Annotated in this window: 12 protein-coding genes; 1 reads left to right on the forward strand and 11 read right to left on the reverse strand. The window is 42.3% G+C overall.

Going from position 1 to position 18,785, the window contains the following annotated elements; translation table 11 throughout:
- Nucleotides 1-35: 35 nt before the first annotated feature.
- The 11 genes from DW917_RS07690 to DW917_RS07740 all read right to left on the reverse strand — a co-directional run bounded on the left by DW917_RS07690 (nucleotide 36) and on the right by DW917_RS07740 (nucleotide 16,322).
- Entirely contained in the window at nucleotides 36-386 is a 351-nt protein-coding gene (locus tag DW917_RS07690; RefSeq protein WP_199545510.1) for a hypothetical protein, read from the reverse strand.
- A 72-nt stretch (nucleotides 387-458) separates the two neighbouring features.
- On the reverse strand, nucleotides 459-1,016 hold the full coding sequence (locus DW917_RS07695) for a hypothetical protein (protein ID WP_118117489.1): 558 nt from the start codon (nucleotides 1,014-1,016) through the stop codon (nucleotides 459-461).
- 1 nt (nucleotide 1,017) lies between these two features.
- A complete protein-coding gene (locus DW917_RS07700; RefSeq protein ID WP_118117491.1) occupies nucleotides 1,018-2,361 on the reverse strand; it encodes a hypothetical protein in 1,344 nt (447 codons plus the stop codon).
- A gap of 39 nt (nucleotides 2,362-2,400) precedes the next feature.
- Nucleotides 2,401-3,348 (reverse strand): hypothetical protein, encoded by a 948-nt coding sequence (locus DW917_RS07705; RefSeq protein ID WP_147344139.1) that lies wholly within the window; start codon nucleotides 3,346-3,348, stop codon nucleotides 2,401-2,403.
- A gap of 4 nt (nucleotides 3,349-3,352) precedes the next feature.
- Nucleotides 3,353-4,303 (reverse strand): DUF6175 family protein, encoded by a 951-nt coding sequence (locus tag DW917_RS07710; protein WP_199545512.1) that lies wholly within the window; start codon nucleotides 4,301-4,303, stop codon nucleotides 3,353-3,355.
- A gap of 28 nt (nucleotides 4,304-4,331) precedes the next feature.
- Nucleotides 4,332-4,553, reverse strand: a complete 222-nt coding sequence (locus tag DW917_RS07715) for a DUF6140 family protein (RefSeq protein ID WP_094446865.1) — start codon at nucleotides 4,551-4,553, stop codon at nucleotides 4,332-4,334.
- A 1,499-nt stretch (nucleotides 4,554-6,052) separates the two neighbouring features.
- Nucleotides 6,053-8,866: a pitrilysin family protein gene (locus DW917_RS07720; RefSeq protein WP_118117498.1), complete on the reverse strand. Its 2,814-nt coding sequence runs from the start codon at nucleotides 8,864-8,866 to the stop codon at nucleotides 6,053-6,055.
- Nucleotides 8,867-8,888: 22 nt separating this feature from the next.
- Nucleotides 8,889-10,631, reverse strand: a complete 1,743-nt coding sequence (locus DW917_RS07725; RefSeq protein ID WP_118117500.1) for an SBBP repeat-containing protein — start codon at nucleotides 10,629-10,631, stop codon at nucleotides 8,889-8,891.
- Nucleotides 10,632-10,681: 50 nt separating this feature from the next.
- Nucleotides 10,682-12,202 (reverse strand): DUF6850 family outer membrane beta-barrel protein, encoded by a 1,521-nt coding sequence (locus DW917_RS07730; RefSeq protein WP_147344140.1) that lies wholly within the window; start codon nucleotides 12,200-12,202, stop codon nucleotides 10,682-10,684.
- 9 nt (nucleotides 12,203-12,211) lie between these two features.
- Nucleotides 12,212-13,531 (reverse strand): DUF4876 domain-containing protein, encoded by a 1,320-nt coding sequence (locus DW917_RS07735; RefSeq protein WP_118117504.1) that lies wholly within the window; start codon nucleotides 13,529-13,531, stop codon nucleotides 12,212-12,214.
- A 19-nt stretch (nucleotides 13,532-13,550) separates the two neighbouring features.
- Nucleotides 13,551-16,322: a TonB-dependent receptor gene (locus tag DW917_RS07740; RefSeq protein WP_118117564.1), complete on the reverse strand. Its 2,772-nt coding sequence runs from the start codon at nucleotides 16,320-16,322 to the stop codon at nucleotides 13,551-13,553.
- A gap of 266 nt (nucleotides 16,323-16,588) precedes the next feature.
- Between DW917_RS07740 and DW917_RS07745 the strand changes: the two genes are divergently transcribed.
- Nucleotides 16,589-18,730, forward strand: a complete 2,142-nt coding sequence (locus DW917_RS07745; RefSeq protein ID WP_118117506.1) for a M3 family metallopeptidase — start codon at nucleotides 16,589-16,591, stop codon at nucleotides 18,728-18,730.
- Nucleotides 18,731-18,785 lie beyond the last annotated feature (55 nt).

Raw genomic sequence — 18,785 nt, forward strand, 5'->3', positions numbered from 1 at the left:
ACTCAAAAATGCCCTATAAACAAGGGTGGGAAACTTTAGTCTATGATTTCCGTATCAGAAGTACCATCGGACTTTTCCGTAGTATGGATTATCATATCTTGTGTTATATTAGAGCCATTCAAGTATCGAGAAGCTTGCGCCACAGCCTTCACAGATGCAACACGATTGATAATACTTTCGTTGTTCTTATATTTTATCGGCTCCAACACCAAGACAGAAATCAAATAGGCGTTGTCATAGTCATTCACAGCACGCACGCCCTCAAAAGGTGCATTGTTATACATACGGACAAGAAAGTTGGTAAACGCCACCTTGTCGCTGGAATATCCTTGGGCATATGCCCCCAAGGACATCATTACAAATAATAAAATCAATAAATTTCTCATTGCTTAACTTCTTTTATGCGTTTTGTATATTCATAATATTCCCAAACAAGCCTATGAATCAATATTATTCTATCAAATATCAAATAAAACAATAATAAAAACAGAAGAATTCCACCTATACAAAAGAGGAGTTGAATCATATTTTGACAATAGCATTAGTATAAGTAGTCCGGGAATCACCATACTTTGTAAAAAAGCAACTTGACCTTCTATTATTGGAATACCATCATAACAACTTTCTTCTAACACATAACTATAAGCTTCATAATATTTGTCTTCCAATAATATTTTTGATTGCAAGTCTAATTTACAACAATCTAAATTGACATTCTCTATCAGAGAATTCAACTTATTTGTATATTCGTTTTTCGCCTTTTTCAAGCTATAAGATAAAAGAAAATTATTGTTACGGAATACTCCCCAAAGTTTCTTTGCTATTACATGGTTACCCATTCCTATTATATAAGAGGCTACAACTGCTCCTAAAACGGTCAACGGACTTATATCGTTGGAACCGATAGACAACAAATCTACGCCATAATAATCCAAGAAGAACAAAAGAATTGCTCCTCCTGGAATTATCATGACAATTATATCATAAAGAGATAATTTCCCTAAAAACTGATCCATATCAACGTCTATCTTGTATTTCAAATTTTGAATACTTAGAAATATCACTTGCAGGGATTAAAAAGCCAATTGTTATCTCTGGCCAAGTTTCCATTTGAAACGAAACATATTGTAGATTTCCGATTGAATCATACGCCTTACTTATATCATCTGGAATCATTGAATATTCGTAAGTATTCATATTCCCTGACGTCTCTGAATTTTTGTTCCAATACGTATATGGTCCTATCAAATTATCTTCAAGCTTGAAAAATGGAGCCAATAAGCCATGTCCTTTGAGTACGTAACTATGCCTGCCCGTTTGATCCCAAACGATAAAGTCACTGAATTTTGAGAAATCAGAATCATGCATAGCCTTGAACTTTTCATCATAACCTTCAAAATATGACTTGTTTCCCAAATTGTCCATTATTTCAAACCCAGTAAAATAATCATAGAAGGCATGTACCAAATTACGGTTCCAAGCATTAATGTCTGTAATTGAATTTCTGAAGTAGAAATTATTCTTCATGAAATTATAGGTTGACCATTTCAAGCCATCCTTTTGATATTCCCCCAAATCTTCAGAAGACAAAGAAATAGCATTGAGAGTTTTCAAAATGTATTCCAATAATTGTTTGGTGTTATCATTTGCAGTATACGTTATCTTCATAGTTACAAGATAAGAATTCGATTTCAACCACTGCGCCAATTGACTTCGAACCGTTTCTTGCTTACGCTTTACAACCATAGCATCTCCTTTAGCATAACGATAGAAGCGTTCGGTACAATAGTCCAATGTATTTAGACGTTCGAAATCATCATCAGGTAGTTTAGGCTCAGCCAATACCATTTCACGTTCAAAAAGGCTCGGCAAAAAAGCCTTTACTTGCACCAACAGATTGTCTAAAGCAGCCAACTCATTTTTGCGATTCAACTCTTTCATCTTCATGTTCATACCAAATGTAGAACCTGCAAATTCTGCAGATGCACCTTTAGACTTTGCATAGTTTACCAATTTAGAAATGCTCACAGTTGCTTGCAAGGTAACAATTGTCTTATTGTCTGTAGACAATGACTCTATTTCTTCATACGACTTAATATTTCCAGACGATATTGTCACGATTTCATCCTTCGTCAACTCATCATTTACAATAGAAGTGTTTGCAGACACAAATGTACCATACACTTGTTCTATCGCACTTCTTAACGCTACATTAGTAGCTTCCTCCTTGTTGGCACCATCACCTGAAACCACTAATGTTACATCATCTGTTGCTCCATTAGAGTCTGATTGTGAAAATACATTTGATACAACCAATGTTAGCATCAAACAGATCAGCAATAAATTCTTCATTTTCATCATAATTTTATATTTTAATGTAAATAATCTAAATCACATATATCACCACCACCCACGGATGATATTCTTTACTATACTTTGAGGTTGATTGTTAGCCCAAGCCATACCGACATCACGACAAGCCTTAACTATACTTCTTTTATAATCCTGACTATCTTCATATTGCTTCTGTTGGAAGTTCCACTCACGCAAATCGTCAGCTTTTAATTTGGAAGCCACTTCCTTACGTAACTTTTCCACATCTTGGTAACAAGAACTATACGGAGAAATGACATTAAGATATTGGGCGACCTCATTGGCACCATAGGCATCTTGACTTTTCATCCAAGCATTGCGAGCCTTATTCAACTGCTGCAATCCATAAGCATCTATTTTCTGCTGATAGAAACTTGTAGCAGCCACTTGGCATTTGTCGTAACAATCGGCACAAACATTAGGTACTGCCATCATACGAGAGATTGCCTCATCATAATTACCAACAGAAGCCATCGTACGGGCCTTACTTATCTCTTCCGCGCAATGATTCGTATAAAAATCAACAATCTTGCCCTTTGCCGTATCCAACATTTCGGAAAAATCTTTCTGATTAGGATTCAATTTGCTAAACGCACTAATCAAAGCTTTGTTTTCATTCGTTCCAATTCCTTGTAAAGACACAGTACAAGACGCATAGAGTTTGTTCTCTACAATATCACCCACAAAGAATGTAACTTCCATTTTTTCGGACACTCTTGCAGGAGTCGAAGGAACGATATCCTTGCTCGTAACATCCACTTTGGCAGTCAACACAAACCGCTCTACATAGCCATTATCACCATAGCCATTGCCTACAAGCATTCGCTGCATACGTGTCACCAAGTTTTTGCTTGCCTCTACAGAAATCACACCATCGGGCATCATTGCTTGTATGGAGATTCGCCCCTCATCAGATGTCTGAGCAAATGTAGCCATCGACATCATCAACACAAATAAAATGACTAACCTTCTCATCTTGTTATTTCTCACCAAGTACGACAATAGCTTCACCCAAACCTCTCACCATCACCTTAGAAGTAATATTGAAAGGAGGCTGTTGCAAATATTTTCTCAACTTTGTAGCAAACGCCCTGGCATCCATAGCCCTGTCTTTTTCATCAAGCAATGGGATACGCACCTGTTCAAACTGGGCAAACGACTCTGTTCCGTCACTCAGATTGAATGTTCCATTCACACAATTCTTCTGCAGCCAATCCTGTATGCAGTCAGTCAATTCCTCACCATTATATTCCTCCTCTAAATCTTTGTCCCAACTATCCCAACACCTTATGGTAAGACTGATTTCCCTACCACGTTTACTTTGGTCGGCAAACCAATCATCCATTTGGCTATCAAAAGGCTTAATATTTTCCTTTACCGCTTTAGCTAATAAGACAGGAATCATCTCTGAAGAAGGTTTGGTGGTGCCAGTAGATGTAGCTATACGCTTATTGGTATAGGCATCGAAGGCTTCAAGTGTAAAAGACACCGAATTACCATTTCCTGTACGATTTACCTGCCACCATAGCTGAATGATAACGTCAGACTTTACTCTACGCTTCAGTTGGTCAAGAGGAGATTCTACAAGCGAGGCTCCACTCTTTTTACTAGTCGTTACATTATCTTCAGCGATTTTCATACTGATGCTTTTGATTTCTTGCTCGGCATCTTTTAGGCTATAGCCCTGATCAGTAAGTACTTGACCAACCTTGCTAATAACCTGTCCCAATTCCGTATCCTCAAGAAAAGCCTGCTGGTAGTTTGCAACCTTTACCACATTCCCTTGATCGGAAAAATTAGTCATAAAGTATCGCTGATTACACCAATTGTCACTTGGCAAAATCATAATCGTTGGTTTCTTGGCTATCTGTGCAAAGCAAAACATGTTACACAACCAAAAAGCTAATACAAAAGAAATAAGCTTTCTCATAACTAATACTGATTTGGCTTGTTATTTTTTAGTCCAACTTTATAAATTCAAAATCATTCGGATTGCAGCAGGCTTTCTTATAGTCGAAAGCATAGATGCGCATGTAGGCTTCTTGCACCTCCTTGGCTCCATTGTAAAAAGGGGTGGCGGTGTGCTGCATGGTTGTTACTGTCACTACCATATCGGGAGTGAGGACAGTACCATTTGAGCGTTTAAGGCGCTTAGGCTTCACTTGAAATACTTTACTCATAAGCATTGAGTTTTTAGGTTATTACATATTGCTGCTCCTGCTTTTCAACCGAAACAGCAGATCATTTACTTTTATTATGCTGATATGCAGCTTATCTTACTGCAAAATTCATGCAAACGGGCGCAATGAAAACTGCTTTCAAATTGCCGAATGCAAGTATATCAGGTTGCAAAGGTAGGTAAAATCTGCGAACCAAACAAGTTCATAATGGTTCATAAGTGAAAAAAGATGGTGCGAACCCCTACTTTCTTCACTTCCTTGTAAGTTAGGCTCTGGTAAAACCCGTAGAAAAGAAAATGCGAAAGAGGAATCCACACCTATGACGGCGTAGACTCGCTCAAACAATTTCTCGTTCTTTCTACGTTTCAATTTACCAGATTTCAACCTACAGAACTGAATAGTTTGCTCGTGTCCACAAGATTATCTTGTTTCTCTGCATCATAGCGACTTCAAGCAAGGACTTTCACCTGCCCTGTCACTAATATTATGGCAAATTTAGTAAAAATCTGATGAACCACCAAACTTTTAACAAGAAATCTTATGGATTCCTCTTATATTTCACTTTTCAGGGGCTCCACTCCCTCTTTCTTTCAGCTTTCATACCTTAACTATATAGAGTTATTGTCAATTCTGCTGCAAAAGTACAATCCAGTTGCGACAAAAACTGACATAGGAGGAGAAAAGATGAAGAAGGAAGATTAAATTGCAGATGAAATACTATATGCATACTGCCCGGAAAGGAATGTGACCACGATTCTGACAAATCCATCATTTTCACTTTCGGAACCACCATTTCCGAAACAGCGGTTTCGAAAATATCCACCAATTATCCCAAGCGGGTCTAACCATCGGAAATGAAAGGATATAGTAAGGTGATGTAATATCACTGATTTACAGCAATAAATTGGAATACAAAAAGATACTGTAGCTATAGACAACGAAAATTAAGCATTTTTATTAACAAATATATATTTAAATTCCATTTCCTCTAAAGAAGTGCAAGTACGAACTCTAACGATGCGCTTTATTAAGGTCTAATGATGCGCATCGTTAGGTGTTAATGAAGCGCATCGTTAAGTATTAATGAAGCGCATCATTAGACCTTATTGAAGCGCTTCGTTAGGTTATGTAGATTTTCTACCAGCTATATTACTGAAAATCAGCAAATTACACTCCATCTCAAGACTGCGAACTCTTGCCGTCAACAGGAAGAACAGAAGTATAAAAGTTTGTTTCATCATTATATTGTATCATTAAACTATGCCATTGCAAAAGTATAAAAACTTTTACAATAACATACTATTTTATACCTGAAAATAACTAAAAACCAACATTGAAATTCAGTAGAAAAGAAAATCCCAATTAGGAAAAACTTGTCAATCATCTGACAAAATATTTTTTCCTAACTGGGAATTTCTTTTTTCTCAACTATGGATAATAGGTTTCCGCATACATATTATATATATGCAAGAAACGCCATACTATCTTTTTTCTGATCCTTACTCCGAGAGCATGGTAACCTCTACACGATGATTCTGCTTCAACAACTCCTTAGCCATTTTCTGCACATCAGAAGCTGTCAGGTTGTCCACCATCTTGCAGTAATCCTTGTCGAAGTCGGCATCGTCGTCGAGCTGGTGCCAGATGACGTAGCTCCAATAGTCGTTGGTGATTGCCATCTGTCCGTATTGCTTCTTCAGATACTTCTTCACCTTATCCATACTGCTTGCCACAGGACCATGGTCGGCGATGTTCAGGAGTTGCTTGTAGATGACAGGATTCAGTTCCTCGTAACGCTTGGGGTCGCTCTTGTAGGAAATGCGAAGCAAGGCATTCGGATTATCCTCCTTCTCGAGATTGAAGCTTACGCCCACTCCGTATGTTCCACCCTTCTCCTCACGTACCGAGTCGGTGTAAGCGATCTGGAGGACACGGGTCAATATGTCGAGCACCAAGTCGTTCTTCGGCGAAAATGGGACGTTGGCTGTATAGAACACGCTCACGTTGGCAAGCGGAGTTTCCTGCTTATGCACGAACTTCACCACCTCGTTCTTCTTCACAATCTGAGGCACGTTGGCCTTGTTGCTCTTTTCTGCCTTGTGGGTAGAAGGCAGGGTGGCGAGATACTGGCAGAGCAACGGACGAAGCTGCGCCATATCGACCTTGCCGATGAAGACGGTTTTGAAGTTGCTCGCATCGCTGAAACGCTCACGATAGATTTCGAAGATGCGGTTGTAATCCGCTTTTTTTGCAATCTCCACGGTTACAGGAGCCTTACGCACATTGTGGTCGTACAGAGTAGCCGAGAGGGAGTCGTTATAGACAACCTTCGAACTGGCGTTGCGGTTCTTCAGGAGCGAAAGGTTGCGATTCATCATTCCCTCGAACGCCATGCTGTCCTTGCGAGGAGCAGTGAAATAGAGATGAGCCAACTGAAGCATCGTCTCCAAGTCTTTTACTGACGAGGTGCCTGTGATGCGCTGTCCCTCGCTGTTGATGGAAGGAGCCAACTTCAAGGACTTTCCTGCCAATGCCTTGCGAAGACGAGTGGCCGTGAAGTCGCCCACACCCGCCTCCGTGACGGAACCACTCAAGAAGGCGAAGTTAGGTATGTCCTCGTCGCCATAGACGGATGTACCGCCCTCGCCTCTCATGCTCATGGTGATTTGGTCGGCCTGATAGTCAGTGGACTTCACATACACCTTCATGCCATTGCTCAAGACTATCTCCGTCATGCCAAACTTGCCGTATGGTTTCTCCGACACAATCTTGCCTGGTGCAGGCAAGACCGCCATCAAGGTAGCTGGCACTTGCTCCTCCTGGTAAGCATCGTAACGCTTCTGCTGTGCGGCAAGCACGGTGCTCTCAATTTCCGATTCCGAAGGAACCACGAAACCATCCTTGTCGGGTCCATACATGATGAACACCTGGTTCTTATCGGTGATTATCTCGCCCACCTGACTATTTACCTCGTCAAGACTCACCTCGCCATCAAACAGTTTCACCAACTGGAGGTTATAGGCAGGGGTCAAGATAGGCTCTCCCTCCAAGAAGTTGTTCACGCACTGGCTCACATAGTGAGAGTTCTTATAGTCTTTCTCCATCTTCAGTTGTCGCTCGGCAGCATTGAGATAGAGTTTCTTGGCACGTTCCAGCTCACTCTGTGTAAAACCATGCTGACGGGCACGTTCCACCTCGCCTACGGCTACCGAAACGCCACCCAGTACATTGTCCTGCTTGCAACTGATGCTCAGGCTGAAGGCATCCTTGGTGCGAGAAACGAAGAACGCACCATTCTTCACCGTCGCACTCATGAAAGGCGGATTGGCAACTTGCTTTTTCTCCAAAAGGCGACCATTGAGCATATAGGTGATTAAACCGTTGATGTAATCCTCACGCTGATATTTCACACTGTTTTTCTCGCTGTCTGGAGTGGTCTCGCTCTTCATATAGAGATGACCGAGGATGATAGGCTGCTCCTTGTCCTTCTCGATGGCGACAATCATCTTGTCATTATCGTTCACAGGATAGTAGATGCGCTCGGCAGGATTCTTGTGTGCCTTAATCTTACCAAAGAGCTTTTGGATTTTCCTCTCCATCATATCCACATCAAAGTCACCCACCACCACGATGGCCTGCAAGTCGGGGCGATACCACTTCTGATAGTAGTCACGCAGGTCCTGGTAAGGGAAGTTATCCACAATGTCCATATTGCCGATAGGCAGGCAGTCCTCATACTTGCTGCCCTTGTATATCTTAGGCATCACATTCTCCATCATGCGCTGCATGGCCATGCCCGTACGGCGGTTGCGCCATTCCTCGTGGATGACGCCACGCTCCTTGTCTATCTCCTTGGGTTCAAGGTTGATAAACTGGCTCCAGTCGTTGAGCACCAAGAGGCAGGAGTCGATGATACCTTCGCGCTTGATGGGAGCCGAACCGATGTGATAAACCGTCTGATCGACTGATGTGTAGGCATTGAGGTTGGTACCAAACTTCACACCGATGGTCTCGCACCAAGGCACGATGCCCAGTTGCTTACCCTTGCCAGGGAAATGTTTGGTACCATTAAACGCCATATGCTCCAGGAAGTGAGCCAAGCCACGCTGGCGAGGTTCCTCCAAGATGGAGCCCACACGCTGGGCTATATAGAAGTCGGCAAGTCCTGCCTCCTTGGCATTATGACGAATGTAGTAAGTGAGTCCGTTCTTCAACTTGCCCTGACGGATGGATGCATCCTGCTCCACAGTTTGAGCAAACAAAGATGCAGGAGCTAAGAGAAGAAGGAACAGGCTTAGAAATTGTTTCTTCATTTAAAAAGAGTTTATAAAATGATTACTTTACGATTACCTTCTTGTGGTTGACAATATAAATGCCCTTGGCAAGACCTTCTGTTGCATTGCTTGCTGCAACACCACTCTTTACCTTCACACCACCGATCGTATAAACATCTACAATTGCATCAGAATCAATGCCAGAAATGGTAGGTCTGTTGATACCTGTAGAAATGACATCACTCATCTTGTAGCTGTAATATACAGAACCCCAGTTTTTCAAATTCTCAAACTTTTTGTCTGTCCCATAGAAAGACGCTGCGCTTTTACCTCGATTTGCCATCACAAAATTCTCACCATCAACGATAGGGGTGGTTGCATTACCGACAATACCATAGTCACAAACTTGAATTGGAGTCTCAACTGCATAAGTATTCTTATTGATTGGAGCAACAATAGCACCACCACTGAAATCATAGCCAAAAGCATACAACTTCTCTGCGCCTTCATAAACACCAAAGAAGCCACCAATGCCACCATCTGTACGAACAGTAGCTTTTTCAACTTTTCCAGTTTCAGGATTCATCTTCAAGACATAGCCCTTCAACTGAGCAGAAGTATGGTTTGTTGCTATATTCTCACTTTCCCCCTCTTGCTGCCAGCTACCATTCAAAAGACCTGTGAAATAAACATAACCATTCAAGTATTGAACACTCTTGTTTTGTATAACAAATCTTCCTGATTTATTCGCAACAGACGTCAACGATTTGATATAGTTTACAGACAAATCCTCCGTGTTTACAGAAAGCAAGAGTTGAGTCTGAAAATCCTTACTTGCATTAACTGTGACACCACCAAATGTTATTTCATTGCCTACACTTTTCACACGACCATCAAGATAAAGTTTTCCATCATTATATACCACCTTATCCAAGAAAGCACAATCAACAACACCCTCATTTACGACACTATTAAGATAATAACCCTTGCTATCCAACTTGGCAAGGAACATATCACCCACCGTATTTTGAGAATCACCACCCCAAGTATCTACACTACTTTTGGCTACCAAAGTAACCTTTGTCTCGTCAGACTTATTCAGATACATTTCTGTTCTGAAATTACCTGCAAGATAAATATTATCATTCTCATCTACAGCCAAGCCATTAACATAGATGTTATTCTTGGTAGGCTTTTTTTCACCATTAGTTTTAACTAATCCCGTAATTTTACGATACCATTCAATCGTACCGATTTTAGTTATCTTCATAATCAAATAACGATACTCACTTTCTACTTGGTCACCAGTAATATTAGTTTCTGATTCGGTAGCATCTACATAACATAGCATATTTTCCAATCCTGCTTCTTTTACCCAAGCACGGCATTTCAAAGCAACAATCAAGCCACCATCAGAAGTTGGAGCAACCTGAGCGTGATCTACATCACCTTTCTTGGTAAACGTAGTCCAAACAACAGAACCGTCCTTAGCTACTTTTTGTAGCAACATATTGCCATTCTGACTTGTACCTGTGTATGGACTGCCCTCGTAAGCACCATGCTCATTTTTCAACAGTTCACCATCAAACCAAACGTTCAACGCTTTTTGAGTCGTTGACGTACCAAAGTTTGTGGCAATATAATAATAGCCATCACTTGATTTGCACATGCCCATCACATTGTCACCACCAGTAGTTGCACCATCAACAGAGTGTGCCCACTGAAAAGCCAGAGGACTTTGAGCATTCAGACTCATTGTAAGCGATAGGATCGCAAACAATAATAAAGTAAACTTTTTCTTCATAAAATTGATACTTTTAGTTAATAAAATTATTTTAAAGCTACATCACTTCTTTAGAACCGAATTCCTAACGACACAACCAAACTATTTTGATGTGCAGTCAAAAGATAGTGGTCGTACTGCCACGACAGTTTAACGAAAGGCAAGAACTTACAAGCCACCAAGAGAGGGACTTCCACATCCGCCCCCATGTTCCAACGGTCATGGACAAAATATTCATTCGTATGGATAAGCGGTCGCATCATCGCAGATTTATCCTCCAACAAGAAGCTATCATCATTATGCTTATTGATAGCCCACTCATAACCACCATGCACATTTGCCATCAACAGACATTTGCCTACCTTCACCTTGCCATCCAACAACAAAGAAGTCATCACAGCCGCATGTTTTAATCGGCGATAAGGTTCTTGATACTTTTCCGAAAAACCCATGTAAGCTAATTTCCACTTACCTCCCCATGCAGACTTGTTGGAATACACGCTTTGATAGAAAGCTTCCATCCCTATCCTGTCTTGTAACGAGGAGTAAAGACCTGCCGAAGCTATCAGAGGATAGATATTGTCTTGCGCCGTACCAAAGATGTTCTCTGTGCCATCCTTGCGGTAAAATTCACCATTCAAGTTAGCTCCATAATACTGATGCTCATCATTCATCAAGTAACCCACCGTAACATGGAAGCGAGTGCTCTCCAATGTTGCCATCGGCAGTTCGTTAAGCGTGGATATGATTTTATCTATGTTGGTATATTCGTACTCTGCCTGTGCAAACCATCCTTTCTGGTCTTTTTGCGAATACGTCAACATACCCCCTACTCCATAGCCTTTGTAATAAGTAGAGGTGTTGACACCCCGAAAACGATAGTAGTCATTACCAAGTCCTGTAAGATGATAGATGGTTGGCACAGACACCTCGTTATAGAGTTTCAGTTCATTGGTTTGCTTGTACTTACGAGCTGTCACAGCTGCGCTTATCGAGTGTAAGCCACTCAAGAGATACGAGACACCCACTTTCGCACGCAAGTCACCTGTAAGGTTCTTGGGACGAGGGTCACGAGTACGGTATTCCATTCTTGCAGTATATTCACCTTCCGCACCTATCGTCCACTTCTTGCCTAATGGGTAAGAGAAACCACCCATGAAGTGGTAAAACTCCTGCTGGGTCTTTCCGCCCACAGTATCAGCCATCAAATAAGGATAGAGTAAATCAAAATCCGTGGTTTCATTGTAACGAACGTTGCGAGTACTACCGTTCACATAATAGGCATTTCCCCAAAGTGTAGCCTTTCCCTTATGCAAATAAGCATCCACATCAGCAAAAACTCTACTATGCCCATCTCCCTCTTCCCATCTCTCAGGAGTAGTGGCATGACGATAGTCGTACCCCACATTCAGCGTATTCAACGAATGCTGATAATGAAACGACTGCATGGCAGGATTCTGGAAGACAGAAGCATTCACGCCGTCACGAAGCAAGGTGTGCTCGAAGACCTTGCCCGCCAAACTTACCTTTTGCGCTCCAGCATGGTTTGCCACCAATGCCATCATGACCATGAAAATATATATTTTTTTCATACCTTATTCTTATTTCTTAAGTTGAGCACCATCGTATGTCTCAGTCATTGCCTTTGTGCCCTGAGCATCAATGGCAGAATGTTGCATCTCGATGATGGAAGGAATACACTCAGTATTGAAGTCTTCCGTAGAATTGTTGGTATCCTTCAAGTGCATTGTGCCATCCGCATTGAGATAGAGCATCTTGCGACGAATGCTGCGAAAGTATCGGGTTTTGTCTTTGTCAATCTTGCCTACATGTGTCCAACCTGCATCAATGGATGGAGGCAGGATATTCCAAAGTCGCTTTGCCTCCACACTGCAGTTCACGCCATCAACAATCCAAGCATTTGGCATCTTATAAGCCTCTTGTTGCATAGGGAATGTACCTGCTGGAAGATACATCGTATATTTATAGGTATATCTATATTTCTTCAAGTATTCCTCTTTGTCGATTGGAATGCGAGCCAAGGCAAACGACGTAAAGCCACGGTTGTGAAGCACATAAAACGACTCTGTATAGCAATACCATTTATCCAAATTAGGCACCGTAGGACTATCTATGTCCATGTGATCAGGTTGGATGGAGACGTCATACCATTCAAAATCAGCATGACTCAAGTCGAATGAGTTTGGATTTGCCGTACGGTGATCGATGCCTGTATCACACAGAATCATGGAATGACCCGGCAAGACAGGATGGTCATGTCCACTACCAGGAACCACATACAAAGACCAGATGGTCATTGTGTCCTTACGAATATCTGGAGTATAATCAAAGTATTGCGTAGATTTGAACTTAGACTCGCAGAAAGCCAAGCCATCGGCATAGAGTACATGGTCGGTATTATTGTATATCTTAATATAGCTATCACCATTATACTGCAAGCCTGAAGAGCGCAAGGTGCCAGAGAAGAAGATTTCCTCAAAAATGAAGTCATCGTTCTCTGCAGAGAGATAGGTCTCAATCGAAATATTCTTGGTCTCCCCTGTTACCTCCACATTCTCTGCCTTACCTGTCAAGATACCTTTACTTTCTGTTTCCTCTCCATCAGAGTTCTTGGCTGTATATATGACATTGGCAGAATAGACGCAGTCGTAAAGTCCCTCCAGTAGGCTGACATTCTTCAAATCGTCCAAAACAGTTACCTTACCCGTAGATAAATTGGTCATCTTCAAGGTTTGGTCCACAACCTTCAGGTTTTCAACTCCTTCCGGCATGGATACACTAAACTCCGAGTTGGTGTGTGGAATATCAGACGTTTGGTCTTCACAAGCCAACAAGAACAAACTCACCACCCCAAAGACCAATAACCATATTGTTTTTGTTACGTTTCTAAAATCTTTCATCTTCTTACACCTTATTATATTATATAGTAAAACCTGCTTCAACACCAAAATAGGGCGAAGCATTTCTACGAATCACTCTTCCATTGGCTGTATAATCTGGCAAATAATCCAAAATTTTATTAGCAAAGAAAGAAAGACGCATATACCTACCTATTTCCTTAGTCACCTTCAGATTGACAACCATCGACATTGGGACTGTAAAAGCCTTAAATTGATCGTCGTTATAGGTTCTTGCCAACTGTAACAGATAAGGGTCATTCAGACTTTCTTCCGTATAGTCATGAAGTTGTCCATCCTCCGAAGAAATATAGGCTATTGGCATACCATTCTTCTTCATCTGCTTGGTACGAATCATCCACATACACTGCACAGAAGTGGTGAAGATAAGTTTCCACTCTGGTATCTGGGTGTCAAAAGTGACATTGGTATTCAAGCGGTCATTTTCTCGGCCATCGTTCCAGTCATAAAGCCCCACATACTTATCCCTAACCGTCTGTCCATTGACTACCGTACTGACGGCATCAAACATCGGTTGGCTATTGGTATATTGGGTATGGAACCAAGCCCCTGTCACATTCACACGAGTTTTGAGACAATGAATACGCTGGGAAGTGAAAGCCAACTCGATGCCCTGCTTCACCAGTTTACTGCCATTAGAAACCTGCTGATACCCATCCAACACTCTACGATTCTCGTATAGAAGTGTGGTGTAATCAACACCTGCTCCCATCTGACTTACATCATAATATTTATAGTCATATACCCCATAGATGGAAGAATAACGGAATCCCGAGTTCATTGCCTCTCGGAAATAATCAACAGAAAGACGATTGTCATTCCAGTTCATATCTAAACGAACCTCCCACTTATGGTTTCGAGCAGGCTTGATTTGATAATTGGTAGGATCCTGCACATAAGTATGCACAATGAACTTACTGTCTTGTGTTGGATTCTCGGTATCATAATAAGCCATGCAGATAAAGTTACTATAATATTTATCTGGATAGAGATAATTGAGCGTAGGCATCTTGGTAGTGATACCATATCCTCCATTCAACGAAATAGACATCGGTTTACCTCCCACATCAAACTTCGGGAAATGCCAAGCGAGATTGACACGAGGGTCAGCATAATACTTACCACTCATATCATACTTACTATCCAAGCCCAAAAGAGTATTCAATCGAACACCAGCCATCAGTTCTATCTGACTCATGCCTATATTCGCTTTCATTAATTCTTCTGCAAAGAAAGAAAAGTTTTGCAAAGCAGGAATATCGGAATATTTACGAGGACGAGAACTCCAACCGCTTACACTCAAAGGTCGGTGCATATCATACACCTGTCCACGTCCAAAGTTCTTTGCAATATCCCAATTAGCACCTATTTTTATCGTATGGTTGGTATGAGTAGTTTTAAATCCCATCACACCTTTAGCCTTCACGTAAGCATTGAAAGGCTTACCATCACAAAGATAGTTGGCTGTATATTCCGCAAACACAGCTTGCGCCTCGTTCTCACCATCCGTCCAGGAGAGAGGCACGATGCCGTAACGCTGAGGTGCCACCAAACGAGTTTGGTGCAAGCGGTCGAGCTGAAGGCTTACCAATGTATTGACATCCACTTCCTTGAACCAAGATTTCGGCATCTTCAAGTTGAAACTATTAGTCAATGCCAATCTACTAAAAGAAGACTTATATTCCTCCACATTGCCATAGTTGATATCAGGGTCACTCTTACTGTCATCAAAAGAACCTGAGTAATCAAAAGCGGAGTTATATTGCCAAAGATACTTCTTATCATTTTCACCTCGCAAGGTATAACGCAATGAACCTGTTACACGTTTATAGTTCTCGAAGTTGTCGGTAGGATCTATCTTAGAGTCCATGTAACCTAAATCAACATTCAAGATAGAGTTGCCAGCACTATTGAGAGCCAAACCTTTGCCCAAAGAGAAGAGCTTACTGTAGCCATCAGCCTTGAAACGGGCTGTCAATGGGATAGCACGACGAATCTTCTTGATTTTCACCAATCCACTGGTTAAATTACCATACTCCACGGAAGGAATGCCACGTACCACCTCCACGCTCTCGATATCATCGGTTGAGATAGAACGCATATCCACACCTCTATTGGTAATGTTGCGATTATTTTCTAACGTAGAAGAACTGACCGAAGACTGCGTATCCGACAATGGAGAATACTGCAAGTTGGCATCGGTAGAGATAGGTACGCCATCTACCATAAACTGCGTACCAAGAGAAGAAATGGAATAATTATTGTTTTTGGTAGTAGAACCATAAGCTCCCATCGTACCTGTCTCACGAAGGGTTATCGTGTTTGCCTCACCCATGTTCGGATCTTTGGCATAGCCACCAGGAAGGAGTTCCATAAGATCGGCAATACTGTTCGGCTGGAGATGAGTCATTGCATCTCTACCTATTACAGATGAGGTCACAGGACCATTGCTGGCACGAGCTGTCACCACCACCTCGCCAAGAGCAGCAACATCCTGGCACAAGCGATAAGTGACACCATTATGAAATGGCACATCCAAAGACTTGTATCCCACATAACTGATACGTATGATACTTCCTTCTGTCGTATTGCTCAAACGGAACTGACCATTGATATCCGTGACTGTCGCTATTTTTTTAGAGCCTTTCAACGTTACTGTCGCCCCTATGATTGCCTCTTGAGTCTTACTGTCAATGACCTTTCCTGTCAAATTTTGAGCCTCAGCTATCACCACAAAAAGCAATAGCAAGAGGGTACTAACCGTCCTTCTCATCTTACCTTGATGCTTATTTTTTTTATATGATATAGAATTCGGCTGCAAAGGTATGAAGAAAAGGAAAAACATACAATACCTAAAAGTCGGTAATTTAGCCCACATTGCAGCAGCAAGTATGCCCAGGAGAACGATCCTCGTCTCATCGCCAATGAGTTTCTTTCTGTCATCTGTTTGTTGGTTTTTCATTAAAATATGAATAAAATGTGCGGTAATCCGAAATAAAAGCGTATCTTTGTAGAATAATTGCAATATAAACAAAAAACATGATGAAACTTAACAAGACATTCCTAACACTCGGTTTGGCTGCTGCCCTGCTGCAGATGCCAGCCTCATCGTTCGCCCAAAATGCGGGCGGCAGTCGTCAGAATCCTCTCTTGCAGAAGAGCAACCTTCCTTTCGGAGCTCCTGATTTCAGTAAGATTCAGGAGAGTGACTATCTTCCTGCTATCGAAGCTGCTATCAAGGAGCAGCGTGCCAACATCCAGAAGATTGTCAACAACAAGAAGAAGCCTACCTTCCAGAACACCATCCTCGCCTTCGAAGAGAGTGGCGTGTTGCTCGACAGAGTGACAAGTATCTTCTACGGACTTACCAGTGCCCACAGAACACCAGCTATCGCAGAAACAGAGAAGAAGGCGACACCAATGCTCACCGAACTGGACAACGAGATTTCATTCAATCAGAAACTATTCAAGCGCATCAAGTACGTTTACGACAACGAATATAAGAAACTCAAGGGAGAAGACCAGAGACTCACCGAGGTCATCTACAAGAGTTTCGTACGTTCCGGCGCCCTGCTCTCTCCAGAGAAGATGGAGCGCATGAAGCAGATCAATTCCCGCATCTCAGACTTGCAGCAGAAATGGGACAATCTCCTTCCAGCCGCAACCAACAATGCAGTGGTTTGGGTAAACAGCAAGGAAGAACTTGCCGGACTGAGTGAGGCAGATATCGCACAATGCAAGAAGGATGCTGAAAGCCGTGGCAGCAAGTCACCATACTGCATCGTCATCATCAATACCACGCAGCAGCCTATCCTCACCAACCTGCAGAACCGTGAACTCCGTCGCAAGGTTTATATGGCAAGCATCCACCGTGCAGATGGCACCAACCCTGACTTCAATACCTTCCCTATCGTCACAGAAATAGCGAAACTCCGTGCAGAGAAGGGAAAACTGATGGGATATGACAACTATGCCGACTACTCATTGGAAAAGACTATGGCGAAGAACGCTAAGAATGTGGATGATTTCCTCAAACAGCTCATCAAGGAGTATGCACCTAAGGCAGATGCTGAGACCAAGGCGATAGAGGAATATGCTCAGAAGACAGAAGGCAAGGACTTCAAGTTGGAGCCATACGACCGTTTCTACTATTCAGCCAAAATGAAAAAGGAAATGCTCAATATCAGCGACGACGAGGTAAAGCCATATTTCAATATCGACAGCGTGCAGGTAAATGGCGTATTCTATGCAGCACACCGTGTATATGGTCTGAACTTCAAGCAGCGTAAGGATATACCAACCTATCACCCAGACATGAAGGTATTCGAAGTAAGCGACAAGAACGGCAAGCCAATCGCCCTTTTCTATAGTGATTACTTCCGCCGTCCAACCAAGCGAGGCGGAGCATGGATGAGCGCCTTTGCCAAGCAAAGCAAGCAGCGCGGTCAGTTGCCTATCATATATAATGTATGCAACAGTGCCAAGGCACCAGAGGGTCAGCCATCCCTGATTACCTGGGATGAGGTCACCACCCTGTTCCATGAGTTCGGTCATGCCCTTCACGGAATGCTCTCAGACTGCAAATACAACACACTATCCGGAACAGCAGTAGCACGCGATTTCGTAGAGATGCCATCGCAGTTTAACGAGTCATTCGCATCCATCCCAGAGATATTCGACCACTATGCCCGTCATACCGAGACTGGCAAGCCGATGCCAAGTGATTTAAAGGACCGCATGCTGAAGAGCATCAACTTCCAGACAGCCTATTCATTAGGCGAGAACCTGGCAGCCACCTGTCTTGACATGGCATGGCACAAGATCAGTGAAGATGAAGTACCATCCCCCTATATGGCAGGAGCCTTTGAAAAAGAAGAGCTTTACAAGATAGGTTTGCTCAACACACAGATACCACCACGTTACAGCACCTCCTATTTCAATCACGTATGGGATGGCGGATATGCAGCCGGATATTACAGTTATCTATGGACAGAAGTACTTGCAGTAAACATTGCCGATTACTTTGCGAAGCATGGCGCTTTAGATCCAGCCGTAGGACAGTCCTTCCGTGACAAGATCCTGAGTCGAGGCAATACCAAGGATCAGATGGAAATGTTTACCGACTTCACAGGCATGAAACAGCCAGACGCCTCAGGCTTTTTGAAAGCAAAAGGCCTATAACCCCTAACCTACCCCACATAAAAGGGTACGTCATAAATGATATGAACCCCGAAAG

Origin of the sequence: Prevotella sp. AM42-24 (assembly GCF_003461825.1) — a bacterium.
In the GTDB taxonomy this organism is placed as follows: Bacteria; Bacteroidota; Bacteroidia; order Bacteroidales; family Bacteroidaceae; genus Prevotella; species Prevotella hominis.